General features: G+C 44.2%; 16 protein-coding genes and 1 pseudogene. 13 read left to right on the top strand and 4 right to left on the bottom strand.

The annotated features are described in order from the left end of the window. Positions 1-177: 177 nt before the first annotated feature. A complete protein-coding gene (locus JCM19039_RS19865) occupies positions 178-498 on the bottom strand; it encodes a hypothetical protein (RefSeq protein ID WP_042430608.1) in 321 nt (106 codons plus the stop codon). Positions 499-591: 93 nt separating this feature from the next. Here JCM19039_RS19865 and JCM19039_RS19870 point away from each other — a divergent pair, with 93 nt between their 5' ends. The 5 genes from JCM19039_RS19870 (at position 592) to coaD (ending at position 2307) form a co-directional block, all read left to right on the top strand. Further along, positions 592-855, top strand: a complete 264-nt coding sequence (locus tag JCM19039_RS19870; protein ID WP_042430610.1) for a YlbG family protein — start codon at positions 592-594, stop codon at positions 853-855. A gap of 198 nt (positions 856-1053) precedes the next feature. After that, positions 1054-1179 (top strand): hypothetical protein, encoded by a 126-nt coding sequence (locus tag JCM19039_RS26785; protein WP_255343730.1) that lies wholly within the window; start codon positions 1054-1056, stop codon positions 1177-1179. 68 nt (positions 1180-1247) lie between these two features. Next, positions 1248-1484 carry an RsmD family RNA methyltransferase gene (locus tag JCM19039_RS28250; protein WP_081834648.1) on the top strand — a complete coding sequence of 79 codons (237 nt, stop codon included), beginning with the start codon at positions 1248-1250 and terminating at the stop codon, positions 1482-1484. Continuing rightward, on the top strand, positions 1382-1792 hold the full coding sequence (locus JCM19039_RS19875; RefSeq protein WP_081834649.1) for an RsmD family RNA methyltransferase: 411 nt from the start codon (positions 1382-1384) through the stop codon (positions 1790-1792). The genes JCM19039_RS28250 and JCM19039_RS19875 overlap by 103 nt, the downstream gene beginning before the upstream one ends. A gap of 17 nt (positions 1793-1809) precedes the next feature. After that, complete coding sequence (coaD, locus tag JCM19039_RS19880) at positions 1810-2307, top strand: pantetheine-phosphate adenylyltransferase (RefSeq protein WP_042430613.1); 498 nt, start codon at positions 1810-1812, stop codon at positions 2305-2307. Here the strand turns inward: coaD and ylbJ are convergent. Continuing rightward, positions 2282-3480 (bottom strand): annotated as a pseudogene (ylbJ, locus tag JCM19039_RS19885) (sporulation integral membrane protein YlbJ). The gene coaD and the pseudogene ylbJ overlap by 26 nt on opposite strands. Positions 3481-3672: 192 nt before the next feature. Between ylbJ and JCM19039_RS19890 the strand changes: the two are divergent. Together JCM19039_RS19890 and JCM19039_RS19895 are read left to right on the top strand one after the other, a co-directional pair. Next, complete coding sequence (locus JCM19039_RS19890) at positions 3673-4470, top strand: patatin-like phospholipase family protein (protein ID WP_042430617.1); 798 nt, start codon at positions 3673-3675, stop codon at positions 4468-4470. Further along, positions 4463-5533 (top strand): PDZ domain-containing protein, encoded by a 1071-nt coding sequence (locus tag JCM19039_RS19895; RefSeq protein ID WP_042430619.1) that lies wholly within the window; start codon positions 4463-4465, stop codon positions 5531-5533. The genes JCM19039_RS19890 and JCM19039_RS19895 overlap by 8 nt, the downstream gene beginning before the upstream one ends. Here JCM19039_RS19895 and JCM19039_RS19900 read toward each other — a convergent pair. Beyond that, entirely contained in the window at positions 5518-6732 is a 1215-nt protein-coding gene (locus JCM19039_RS19900; protein ID WP_042430622.1) for a nucleotidyltransferase, read from the bottom strand. The two genes, JCM19039_RS19895 and JCM19039_RS19900, sit on opposite strands and share 16 nt — an antisense overlap. Before the next feature lie 114 nt (positions 6733-6846). Here JCM19039_RS19900 and JCM19039_RS19905 point away from each other — a divergent pair, with 114 nt between their 5' ends. From JCM19039_RS19905 to JCM19039_RS19915, 3 genes are all read left to right on the top strand, one after another. After that, positions 6847-7377: a DUF177 domain-containing protein gene (locus JCM19039_RS19905; protein WP_042400858.1), complete on the top strand. Its 531-nt coding sequence runs from the start codon at positions 6847-6849 to the stop codon at positions 7375-7377. 74 nt (positions 7378-7451) lie between these two features. Beyond that, entirely contained in the window at positions 7452-7628 is a 177-nt protein-coding gene (gene rpmF / locus JCM19039_RS19910) for a 50S ribosomal protein L32 (RefSeq protein ID WP_042430625.1), read from the top strand. Positions 7629-7792: 164 nt separating this feature from the next. Next, positions 7793-8308, top strand: coding sequence for an RsfA family transcriptional regulator (locus JCM19039_RS19915; protein ID WP_042430627.1), 516 nt, complete (start codon positions 7793-7795; stop codon positions 8306-8308). Positions 8309-8364: 56 nt separating this feature from the next. Here the strand turns inward: JCM19039_RS19915 and JCM19039_RS19920 are convergent, their stop codons facing one another. After that, complete coding sequence (locus JCM19039_RS19920) at positions 8365-8838, bottom strand: N-acetyltransferase (protein WP_042400855.1); 474 nt, start codon at positions 8836-8838, stop codon at positions 8365-8367. Positions 8839-9164: 326 nt separating this feature from the next. Here JCM19039_RS19920 and JCM19039_RS19925 point away from each other — a divergent pair, with 326 nt between their 5' ends. The 3 genes from JCM19039_RS19925 to mraZ all read left to right on the top strand — a co-directional run bounded on the left by JCM19039_RS19925 (position 9165) and on the right by mraZ (position 12040). Then, positions 9165-9452, top strand: a complete 288-nt coding sequence (locus JCM19039_RS19925; protein ID WP_042430631.1) for a DUF3397 family protein — start codon at positions 9165-9167, stop codon at positions 9450-9452. Positions 9453-9503: 51 nt separating this feature from the next. Beyond that, positions 9504-11075 carry a bacillithiol biosynthesis cysteine-adding enzyme BshC gene (gene bshC, locus JCM19039_RS19930; RefSeq protein ID WP_042430634.1) on the top strand — a complete coding sequence of 524 codons (1572 nt, stop codon included), beginning with the start codon at positions 9504-9506 and terminating at the stop codon, positions 11073-11075. A gap of 533 nt (positions 11076-11608) precedes the next feature. Then, positions 11609-12040, top strand: a complete 432-nt coding sequence (gene mraZ / locus JCM19039_RS19935) for a division/cell wall cluster transcriptional repressor MraZ (RefSeq protein WP_042400849.1) — start codon at positions 11609-11611, stop codon at positions 12038-12040. Positions 12041-12056 lie beyond the last annotated feature (16 nt).

The raw sequence follows: 12056 nt of genomic DNA on the forward strand, positions 1-12056 counted from the left end.
AGACGCCAAGGTTGGCTTGGTTGCTCGAGGTAGGTTTCAAGGCGATCAGTGGCGCGAATGTTTCAGCTCGTCATTCGCTCTCTAGAGCTTGATCGATCTTTACTTGGCCCTTCATTGCGTTCATTATTCATAAATTGGAGATCATAATATCATTATACAGCGGTTTACGCAAGAGGGCTACGATTTTAATAGGATGCAATCGGTGCAACCATTGCCACAACAAAATCGTTTTCTTAAAGGGACAAGAAAACGTATGGCATAAACATATTCGTTGAGGTCGGTCATGCGTACATACCGGATGGAGGCTGTGACAATTTTACCACGCATGGCTCGACCAGCAGCATGTTGCAACGCTTGCTCCAAAGGTTCACGCGGTCCATCCCAGCGTAAGTAAATGAAGGTTTGGTATGAAATGGTGTTCGTTGTTAGATCGTTATCAACAAGTCGCAATTGTTGAAGGAATGTTTCCCAGATTTGATCAAGGGTAAATGTACTCATCATTTGCCTCCTTTTCAACAAAGATGAATTGTTCTTTCTATTTTCCCGTGATAAACTGACGATAAACGATTTCCCAAAGGAGAGTTTGTATGTTTGAACAACGCCAAGGACTCGTTATTTGTTCAATCATTAAAAAATGTCCGTCACCTTAGAAAATATGGGCATGTTCAGTACGTTTCCAAAAAAATGCGATATGTGGTTCTTTATTGCAATACGAGTGATGCACATAAAGTGAGTGAACAAATTAAGCAATTAAATTTTGTCCATAATATTGAATGGTCCGTTCGTAGACAATTAGATTTGGACTTTGGGCAGGAGAAGCGAGAAGTCATTCCTCAAGATAAAGTGCACACATAAGCGCTCACTAACGTGAAGCAAGTGAATAATAGAGGAACAAGCGAGGTACGCGAATGGTTAGGATTTCTACGCCATTCGCGGTTCGTTTTGAGTGTTTACCTTCAATACTGAAAACGAAAAACCGCGTCCCCCCATAGGGGTACGCGGAGCCTGTTGTTTATACAGGCAATGGGAGAGGAGAAACCGGAGGAAGCGCTTATGGGGAAACGTAAGCGTTCTCCGCGGTTACTTGCAACATGGGATCATGTTGCTAACCCTAGTCTTGCCGATGAAGCTTTGAAATATACAATGACAAAAAAGTTTTTCATATCGGTCGTGCTCTGACATGGACAAGTTGGTATGATAGGATAGAAACAATTCGTGATGATTTTACATAAGAAAGGAAGAATCCGATGCGTGTGATCGCTGGCAAATGCAAAGGACTCCGATTAAAATCGCTACCTGGTGATAATACGAGACCTACCTCAGACAAAGTAAAAGAAGCATTGTTTCACCGACTCGGCCCATTTTTTGATGGCGAAAAAGGTTGGATCTATACGGGGGGAGTGGAGGCATTTCGATTGAAGCGATTAGTCGTGGCTTCCATCATATGCACGTTGCTGATGCTCATAAAGGGGCGATCGGTGTGATTAAAGACAATGTAAAGCTTGCTCGTGTCGAGAAGCAAATCACGATTCACACCGGGGATCGCTTGCGAGTGTTAGAAAAACTTCGTGATCGAGATGAACGGTTTGATTTCGTTTTTTTAGATCCACCATATGAAGAGCAGCAGCTAGAAGAAGACATCCAACTTCTTCAGACGTACGGATTACTACATGATGAAGCGACGGTCGTCGTTGAGCACCGAAGCGGTGTAGAGCTACCGGAGACGATTTCCCGTGTTTGTCAGATTCACCAAAAGAAATACCGCGATACAACTGTGACAATGTACCAATAGATGAGAGGAGAGGTCATATGACGACCATCGCTGTGTATCCAGGAAGCTTTGATCCCGTAACCAATGGTCATATTGATATTATTGAAAGAGGCATGCAAGTGTTCGACGAGATTATCGTTGCTGTTCTACATAATCGCTCAAAGACACCACTATTTTCTGTGGATGAGAGAGTCGAGCTACTCCGGCAGTCAGTGTCTCACATGCCAAATGTAACTGTTGACTCGTTTAACGGTTTGCTCGTTGATTACGTGAAAGAGAAAAATGCCAATGTCATTGTTCGAGGCCTTCGCGCGGTCTCAGACTTTGAATACGAGATGCAAAATGCATCGATCAACCGAAACCTAGAGCGTTCAGTCGAAACGTTTTTTATGATGACGAATAATCAGTATTCTTACTTGAGCTCTAGCATCGTCAAAGAAGTCGCCAAATATGAGCGCAGCGTGAAAGATCTCGTTCCTGAACCGGTCGAACGGGCGCTTAAAGAGCGCTTTATCCATCCACCTTCTGGTGAATGAGCTGTCGATGACGAAGGAAAATAAAGACAATGAGCGTGATGAGTGTAATGAATGGTGCGACAGCAAAAAATTGATTTATCGAGTGTTCAATCATGTAGAGTGGATCAGCTCCTGTAAATACGTGAGCACTTTTCGGTTGATATAACCAGTCAAACGTGACTGCTGCAAGGCACGCGGCGAAGAAACCTTGCATGATTCTTCCACAAAAAACGGCAAAAAGCGAATGGCTGTAGGTGCAAGAAGGCTCGCTGCTTGAGCTTGAGCGGATAATCCAGCAAAAGCTAGTAAAAAGCTTGTGACGATGGCTTGTTGTTTTAATGGTGTGTCAGTCAAACTGACGAGTTGACTTCCGAGTGTCATTTCAAACAGCCCTGATACGATCGGGATGCCAAAATCGCTAGATAATCCAATTATCGCAAGCAGTACATGAATAAAAGCAGCAAAGATTTCGGTAAAACGAAGCAAAGACAGAACTTCGTTAAGAACAGAAAAAAGAATGATAAACCCGCCGATCATGAGTAACGTTTGTACGGAAGACTGAACCGCATCACCGAGTTTTTTACCAATCGGCCGTTCGTCTTTTATTCGTTCCTCGTGGAGAAGATGAAAAGCTTTTGCCAAGCTGGGGAAGCTTTTCTTTTTTGCCGATTTTTCAGTCTGAGTGCCGTGAAAACGCATGATTAAACCAACGATGATGTTCCCTCCATAGTGGGCAGCAGCAAGTACGATGCCTAAGGCAGGATCATGGAAAAAACCGATGGCAATCGCCCCGAAAATAAACAGGGGGTTAGAAGAATTCGTAAACGAAACAAGACGCTCAGCTTCAATCGTAGTGATTCGCCCATCTGCCCATAGCCGGGTCGTCAGTTTTGCGCCGGCCGGATACCCACTCGCAAGGCCCATCGCCCATACAAACCCACCTGTACCTGGCACTCTAAACAACGGACGCATGAGCGGCTCCATGTAAGCACCGATAAAACTAACCACACCAAAAGCGATGAGTAACTCTGATATAATGAAAAACGGAAGCAACGATGGAAACACGACATCCCACCAAATCGACAGTCCGCGCAAGGAAGCTTCTAGTGATTGTTGTGGAAACAGCATTAAAGAAACGGCCAATACCGTTGCCGCTGTTGCTAATAATAAAGAGTGCCATTTTTGAAAAGACAAAGTCCGTCCTCCTTATGCAAAAACACGACATTGGACAAGGTTTGTGTATTACTTACGGTACGTGTGTAAGTGCTAGGATAGACCTTTTTTTCTTGGATGATTTAAAATCGAAGAATGACAGACGGTACGAAAAGGTAAAATAGGCATACAATGGTTAGGCGAGAGTCACGGTGTTTTTATGGGGGGATGAAGATGGATCATAAAACGAGACCCCGGATTGGCTTGGCACTAGGATCAGGTGGAGCAAGAGGGATGGCACACGTCGGGGTGCTGCATGTACTTGAAGCACATCACATTCCGATTGACTATATTGCGGGAAGTAGCATGGGTTCTCTCGTTGGGGCACTTTATGCGTCTGGATATAACGCTGCTGAATTAGACCAGATTGCCAACTTGTTTAAGCGAAAATTTTATTTGGACTTTACGGTTCCCAAAATGGGCCTAATGAATGGGAAGCGCATTGAAGAACTCATCTATATGCTGACGAAAGGTCAGCGTTTCGATGAATTAGAACGTCCACTTACCGTAACCGCAACAAATCTACAAACCGGTGATCCGGTGCAACTAAACGAAGGCAACGTTGCAAAAGCTGTGCGGGCAAGTATCTCGATACCAGGCATTTTTGTACCTGTCCAGCATGAACAACAGCTGCTCGTTGACGGAGGGATTGTTGACCGTGTACCGGCGCAAGTGGTGCGGCAAATGGGAGCTGATATTGTCATTGCCGTAGATGTGTCTTATTTTCCAAAGCAACCACCGATTTCTTCTATTTATGATGTGATTATGCAAAGTATGGAAATTATGGGTAAAGAGGTATTAGAAGCACGAACGATTCAAGCAGATGTACTCATGAGGCCAATTGTTCGTCAGCACAGTTCGGTCATGTTTCAAGATACGCCAGAACTAATAAAACAAGGAAAAGAAGAAGCGGAGAAATATATTTCATTGATTAAAGAGCGTATGACGGAGTGGGAGGCAGCAAATGAGTGAGACGAAACAGCAAAAACGACATATATCAAAGCTCTGGATTGTTGTTGCAATCCTGTTTGCTGTATTAATTATCAACCAAATTCCAACCGGTTATTATTACTCTCAACCCGGAGAAGCGACGGGGCTGCAAGAGCTCATTACGGTTGAAGGATCAAGTCAGTATGAAGAAGGAGAATTTTACTTAACGACCATCCTTCAAAGTCGGGCAAGTCCATTTTTGTATGTATGGTCTTATTTGAGCCCATATCGTGTACTCACGCCAGAAGACATTCTCATGACCGAAGATGAGACGGATGAGGAATACCAACACCGACAAACGGAATCGATGAGGCAATCACAAGATGCAGCAAAAATTGCGGCATACCGAGCGGCAGGGGCGACTGTGCATATTGAAGAGAACGGAGTGTTTGTGACGCAGTTTGTTGATGGCATGGGTGCTGTTGAAGAGTTGGAGTCTGGAGACACGATTACAGCCGTAGACGATCAAGAGATCCGCAATTTCAATGAGCTAACCGAAGCGTTGCAAGGGAAAGAAGCTGGTGAATTTGCTGAGCTTTGGATTGAGAGAGAAGGAGACCGTTTTCAAGTCGATGTGGAAATGAGACATTTCCCTGATCCTGACGAAGATGAAGATGGCATTGGAGCGGACCCGGAAGCCGTTGGCTTAGGCATTATCTTCCCCGTCAATGATCGAGAAGTGAGCTTTGATCCGGATGTGACGATTGAAGCAGGGGCTATTGGCGGTCCGTCCGCTGGACTTATGTTCTCTTTAGAAATTTACAATCAGCTCATAGAAGATGAAGACATTACACGTGGCATGAATGTTGCTGGTACGGGCTCGATTAATGAAGATGGCCAAGTAGGTCGAGTCGGAGGCGTCTCGCAAAAAGTAGTCGCTGCCGATCGGTCAGGAATTGAGATCTTCTTTACGCCTAATGATGAAGAGTTAGGGGAACGCTCAAATTATTTAGCCGCTTTGGAAGCGGCCAATGATGTGAATGCAGACATCGATGTTGTACCTGTTGAAACATTGCAAGATGCGATTGACTATTTGACAGAGTGACGAACGACTACTGGTGGACCGTATTCTTCTTTATATCTCTCGATTCGCTCGTTGGGATGTGCATGGCTGAAGTACGCAATGGCTGCTTTTTCATCCAACCGCTCTTGTGCTCCTTTTTGACGAGGAGGCCGGTGGTAAAGATGAAGAGCAGTCGTTTTTTTGATCGAGCGCAAATAGGATTGCCCCGTTTCGGTAAAGCCTAACAAGCGAACTGAACGAGGCGTACATGACTCGCCTAAAGAGGCTCGCATGTCATCTTTTGATGTATTTGTGAGCACGTGAACGAGCAGTCTTTGAATTCTTGTCCACGTATATCGCTTCGTTTTTACAGTTTCCATAAATGATTGAAAGTCTCTAGCTTGTTTCGCGGCTGCAATCAGCCGGTGGTGAATGCCTTCTTCGGCTTCATAGATTTCTCCTAGATGGTCTGGTGCTGTTGTGAGTAACACGTGTTGTAGCAATGGGTAATAGTCGTCCCACGTAATAAGCGATTGATGTTGAATGGCGCGTTCACAATGATTTGGCATGTACGCCCCGACGTCGGATTTTTCCTCGGAATGTAGCGTTTTTCGAATGGCCGTTGCACTTGCGATTGTGAGAGCGTCATCTAAATGTTCATTATGATAGCCACTTCCAATGCGTGTAATCGTTTGCGGTTGAATACGCGCCCCGAGCTCTCGAGTTGCTTTCACGTACTCGTAGCCAAGAATGTTATTCGGTTGCGACAAATCAGGATAAGACGCCGGTGCATGAAGTAGATTGTACGCGTAGGCCCGCGCTCTCGGATATGAGTAGCCTTCGTCCAACCCTCGCCTCAAGTGGAGCTGTAGTAGCTGTTCATGCTCGATCATAAACGCATCTAATGCTAAAAAAGAGTCAATATCACCGGATTCACTCCCGAAATAAAACGCATCAGCTAGCAAACTGTCGAGGATAGAAATGCTGCCTCTAGCAAACAAACTTGCGTGTTGTGTTGAATACGTATAGGGGAGTTCTACGACAATGTCTGCTCCAGACGAGAGTGCCATTTCGGTACGCGTCTTACGGTCAAAGCCTGCCGGCTCTCCCCGTTGGAGATAATATCCGCTCATGACACAAATGACAACGTCAGCATCTGCATCTTCCTTTGATTTTTGTAAATGATACAAATGACCGTTATGAAAGGGGTTATATTCCACTACAAGGCCGATGGCTTTCATCTTGTTTCCTCCAAACCGTACATCTTATCTCTACAGTATAATGTAAAGAAAAAATGTTGACAAACTGCCTGAATGACCGATATAATTACTCTTGTTGCTCTCGAGGTGATTACATTGCGTTGGACAATTCAACAACTATTAACGAGTAGAAGTGAGCGGGTCGATATTGACAAGGTTGTCGATGTCACTGAACTTACTGAGCGCGACCGGGAATTGCGGCACGTATCCCCAGTTCGAGTTCATGGGTATGTGATGATTGATCGTCAATATGCAACCTTCCATCTCCATGCGGAAGGGTCGATGACTCTACCGTGTGCAAGAACGCTAAGAGACACAATAGTTCCATTTGACATTGCGTTTACGGAGCGATTCCGAATTGATGGAGCGCCAATATCTAACGAAGACGAAACGCTGCACGAGCCAGAGAATGGTTATGTGGATCTTCTTCCTTATATTAAGGAGAATATTCTTCTTGCGATCCCAATTCGGGTAATTAATGATGACCAAGATCCATCCGATGATACGCCAAACCAAGGAAATGGTTGGGAAATCGTGTTGGATGAAGATCATAAGAAAACCGATGAAAAGACCGCTGTTGACCCTCGCTTAAAGGACTTAGCGAAATTCTTTGAAGACGATCAGTGACGGATAAGATAAACACTCGCGTGTAGTCTTTAATGATGAAATTGAACTCATTTTCTAAAGGAGGTGCATTGAGAATGGCAGTACCAAAAAGAAGAACATCTAAAACAAGAAAGAATAAACGCCGGACTCACGTAAAGCTTGCAGTACCAGGCATGACTAAGTGCCCTGAGTGTGGAGAACTTAAACGTTCACACCGCGTATGCAAATCTTGCGGGACGTATAAAGGTGAAGAAATTGTAGAAGCTCAGTAAATACTAGCTTCGAAAGGAAACGGTCGTGCAGATGAACCTCATCTGCACGACCGTTTTTGCTTTCTTTTGAAGTTCTATCATAGATGGCACCGTTTCGGCATAGAAGTACATAAGGAGATATGATTAGCAATGAAAAGGAATGAGTAAGAATCGGAGGGAAGAGGATGAGTGTTGTCAGACAGGATGCATGGAGTCAGGAGGAGGATGTAGTACTCGCGGAAGTTGTGCTCTCACATATTCAAGAAGGCAAAACGCAACTGCAAGCATTTGAAGAAGTAGGCAAACGTTTAGGTCGAACATCTGCAGCATGTGGATTTCGTTGGAACGCTAGCATTCGAAAACAATATGCAAAAGCCATTCAGAAAGCGAAAGCAAACAAGACCCCGTTGAAGCATGAAAAGCCATTGTTTACAGTGGAGAGCAATGAACGTAAAGTTTTAAGTAGCCAAACAGTAGGAAGTATGGAGGACGTTATACGTTTTCTACAACAGATGCAACAAACCGAACATGCATCAGGGCAACTGGAACGAGAAATTGAGCGGGAGCGGTCAGAAAAGGAAGCATTACTTACTCGACTACAAAACGCAGAACAAAAGCTCGCCCGTGTCGAAGAAGATTATCAAACGTTTCTAGCATTGCTCGACAAAGCGAGGTCATTGCCTGGCATGAGTAACAAATAAAGGAAACCCAATTGGTAGGGTTCCCCTTTGCGGAGCAATCAAACGATTGCTCTTTTTTAGTTCTTTTGTGCGGATACGTTCGATGGATAGGATACGTACGGGTTTTCTCCTCGGTCTCGAACAGAATCGTACTCTACTGGAGAGAATCCCATCTTTAACCAAAAGTCATCAGAGCCTTGGCGTGCGTTCGTCTTAATCGGATATCCTAGCGTCTTTGCGTATTCAACGAGCGCTTTCCCGAAGTTTCTTTTGCGGTAGGGTTCGAGAACTTCAAGCTTCCATAGTTCTAAAAACGTTTGTGGAGGTTCGAAATAGAAATCATATTTCTTCTCAATTTCATATAAACACATACGCGCTGCTAATCGATCGCCAATATAAATGCCGTAAAAAGGCGATTTGCTGTTATTCTCAATCATGTCTTCTTGTAGTTCCTCTTTCATCGACAACTCTTGAATGCCAACTTCGCGGAATGCTTGGAAATCTTCAATTGTTTTGTAATTAATTCTAAGTTGTTCAACGTTTACGTCCACTGAAGTGCCTCCTTTAAATATAGCCCATCTTCACATTTATTTTACTATATATTGTAGCGGTTGTGTTTTCATACGTAAAAAAAATCCAAAAGTCAGATCAAAGGAAATTCAAAACCGGGTATGCTACACTGAAGCTAATGAACGTGCGTATTCACCTTTGCAGCAACTGCCTAGAACGTACAGACAAGCACTCATTTATGGAACGTTAGGAGTTGAATACGCGTTGACGTTGGCAACATATATGATTACAGTACTTTTGACTTTTCCTCTATTGATTTTTTTGATACTATCGGTTTTGTTCAAGCGTTGGCCACGAACAGAGAAGCATGCCATCCGGCTCGCCGCTGATATTACAACGCCTTTTATTTTTAGGGGCGGTCTCCTTTCTTTGGTTTGAAGTTTGGAGTGCGGGTAGCTATTGGGTGTTTGTAACGATTCTTTTACTTGTCGGGGCGATGTTTACGTATTATTATGCTAAAGTATATGAAGAACTCCAACCGAAGAAGCTCGTGAAAGGGCTATGGAGACTGTTGTTTATTCTCGTAATGCCAATCTACCTCGTCGTATTTACCTATGGGTTTGTTTCGAGCATGTTTACATACTTCTCATCCTAGGTAGCCGTGGATAAACACCAATGTTGAAACCTTCAAGAAAGGTCGGAAATCATGACGATCGAATCCTATTCATCGATAAAAGAAGGATGGTTACAGCGTTACAAAGAGGGTGAGTCTCAAGTAGCCTCTTTATACGACTATCGCCCATCGGGCGATGAACGGCGACGCCATAAAGAACTTATGGATCATTCGTATGATCGGAGTGCGTTGCAAAAGGCGCTTCAAACGTATCAGTCCAACTTCTTATATAATGAACAAGCACTAGAACAAATAAAGAAATTTTCATCAGACGAAAGTACAGTGATTGTCGGTGGACAACAAGCCGGTCTGTTTACCGGTCCGATTTATACAATTGCTAAGGCGCTTTCAATCGTAGAAAAAGCGAAAGAGCAAGAAGCTGCACTTGGTACACCTGTCGTTCCTGTGTTTTGGATTGCAGGCGAGGATCACGACTGGGAAGAAGTAAACCATGTGTACGTCCACACGCCTGACAATCGCTTACAAAAAGTGAAATACGAAGGTCATGCTTCTCAACGTGTTGCCGTTACGAATCAAAAGCTAGACGAACACGCAATGAGGAAGATGATCGACGAGCTGTTTTACCATTTAGGTGAGACTGAACATACGAAAGAGCTTCACCATGTTGTTTCTCAATTTGCTACGCGTTCAAAAAGTCCTTCACGTTTTTTTGCCGAGCTATTACTTTGGTTGTTTAAAGATGACGGTCTTGTCGTCATGGACGCAGAAGAACCGGTGTTTCGAAGCATGATGGGTGATCTATGGCAGGAGTTACTCCTGTACAATGACGAAGTGAGGGGGCATTTCGCAACGGCGTGCAGTCGTGTTGAGCAGTTAGGCGAGCAGCCGTTTATCCTCCTTTCTAATGATCACACGCATCTTTTCTATAAAGATGATGGGTATCGAGAGAAGATCGTTGCCCATGATGATGGGGACTTATCATTGGAAAGTGGTCGATTTAAAATGTCTAAAGGTGACTGGTCAGAGTGGGGAGCGAAAGAACCAGACCGTTTTAGCAGTAATGTTTATACGCGCCCATTCGCTCAGGAACGGATGTTGCCTGTACTCGGATTCATCTCTGGCCCTGGAGAATTGAAGTATTGGTCGATGGTTCAACCTCTCTTTCATCAGTTCCGTCATCATGTGCCACCGGTCATTCCTCGTGTCCAACAAACGTTTGTGGATCGAAAGTCGGCGAAGGCGCTTCAAAGTGCTGGATTACCTGTGATCCAAGTCACTGAAGAGGGAACGAAAGAACGCCAATGGAAGTTGAAACGTGACAGTGAGCAGTTGGATACAGGAGCGCTTCTAGATGCGAGCAAATCTGATGTCCACCGAACGTTACAGCCTTTGCGAGAAGCGCTTCTCGGATTGTCAGCTTCAGAAGAACGCTTTGCAAATAAGAAATATGATGACGTGCTCCATATACTCGAAGAGATGCAAGCGCGCGTTGACCATGTACAATATGCGCGAGTTCAGCCGGAGATTGAGCGGTTGAAGTTTGCCGAAAATCGATTATCTCCAGAACAGAAGCCTCAAGAACGGATCCTCAATATTATGCAAGTCTTGAATGAAGGAGCTTCTCCCGCTTTCGCCAGCTCATGAGTGAATCGAATGTCGGCGATTTCGAACATCATATTCTCTACATCTAATAAAGTCCCCCACTTTCTCCCCCGTAGAAAGTGGGGGACTTTTTCTGTCGTCTAGTAAGATAAGGGCTCGTCGTCGTTGTCCAATTGTTTTATAAAAAGTCGATGCCCGTACTGGAAAGTGACACCCCTTGCCAAAATCACTGTAGAATAGCGGGGTGTCGTCGACAATGTGCGTTTTTAGATGAGTAAATGCAGACGTTTCGACACCGTTCGTTTCTCTCATAACTTCAGGAGTGGGAATGTAGTGATGTGTTCTCGTTCTGTAGTGAACAAATGAAAGATGTACAGTGAAAAGAGGCAAAAAGCCGATGACTTCAGCGAATGTTTATAAAAAATGTTCGCTGCTATTTTATGGCAAAAACCGCGTTAATTCGCGCTTTCTGTCTTTCTCAAGAAATCATGCGCAAAAAAATGCAAAAAATAACGTGGTGTAAAGTGGGGGATTGTGGTAAATTATCAGTATCAAGTGGAAGGAGATGGCGCTCCATGTTTATGGGCGAATACACTCACGCCATCGATGATAAAGGCAGGCTGATCATTCCGTCGAAGTTCAGAGAACAGTTGGGGGACCAATTTGTTGTCACAAGAGGTATGGATCAGTGTGTTTTTGTATACCCAAGAACAGAGTGGGATCTGCTTGAACAGAAACTTAAAACGTTACCATTTACAAAAAAGGATGCACGGGCGTTTACACGCTTCTTCTTCTCAGGAGCAGCAGAAGCCTCTTTTGATAAACAAGGCAGGGTAAATATCCCAAGCCCATTACGAACATACGCAAACTTAGACAAAGAATGTGCGATTATCGGAGTTTCCAGACGTGTTGAGATTTGGAATCAATCAACTTGGGAATCCTACTTTGCAGAGTCGGAATCATCGTTTAGTGATATTGCAGAATCAATGGAAGACCTTGATTTCTAAGGAGAAAGGAGCTTAC

Source organism: Geomicrobium sp. JCM 19039 (assembly GCF_000698145.1).
Taxonomy (GTDB): Bacteria; Bacillota; Bacilli; order Bacillales; family Marinococcaceae; genus Geomicrobium_A.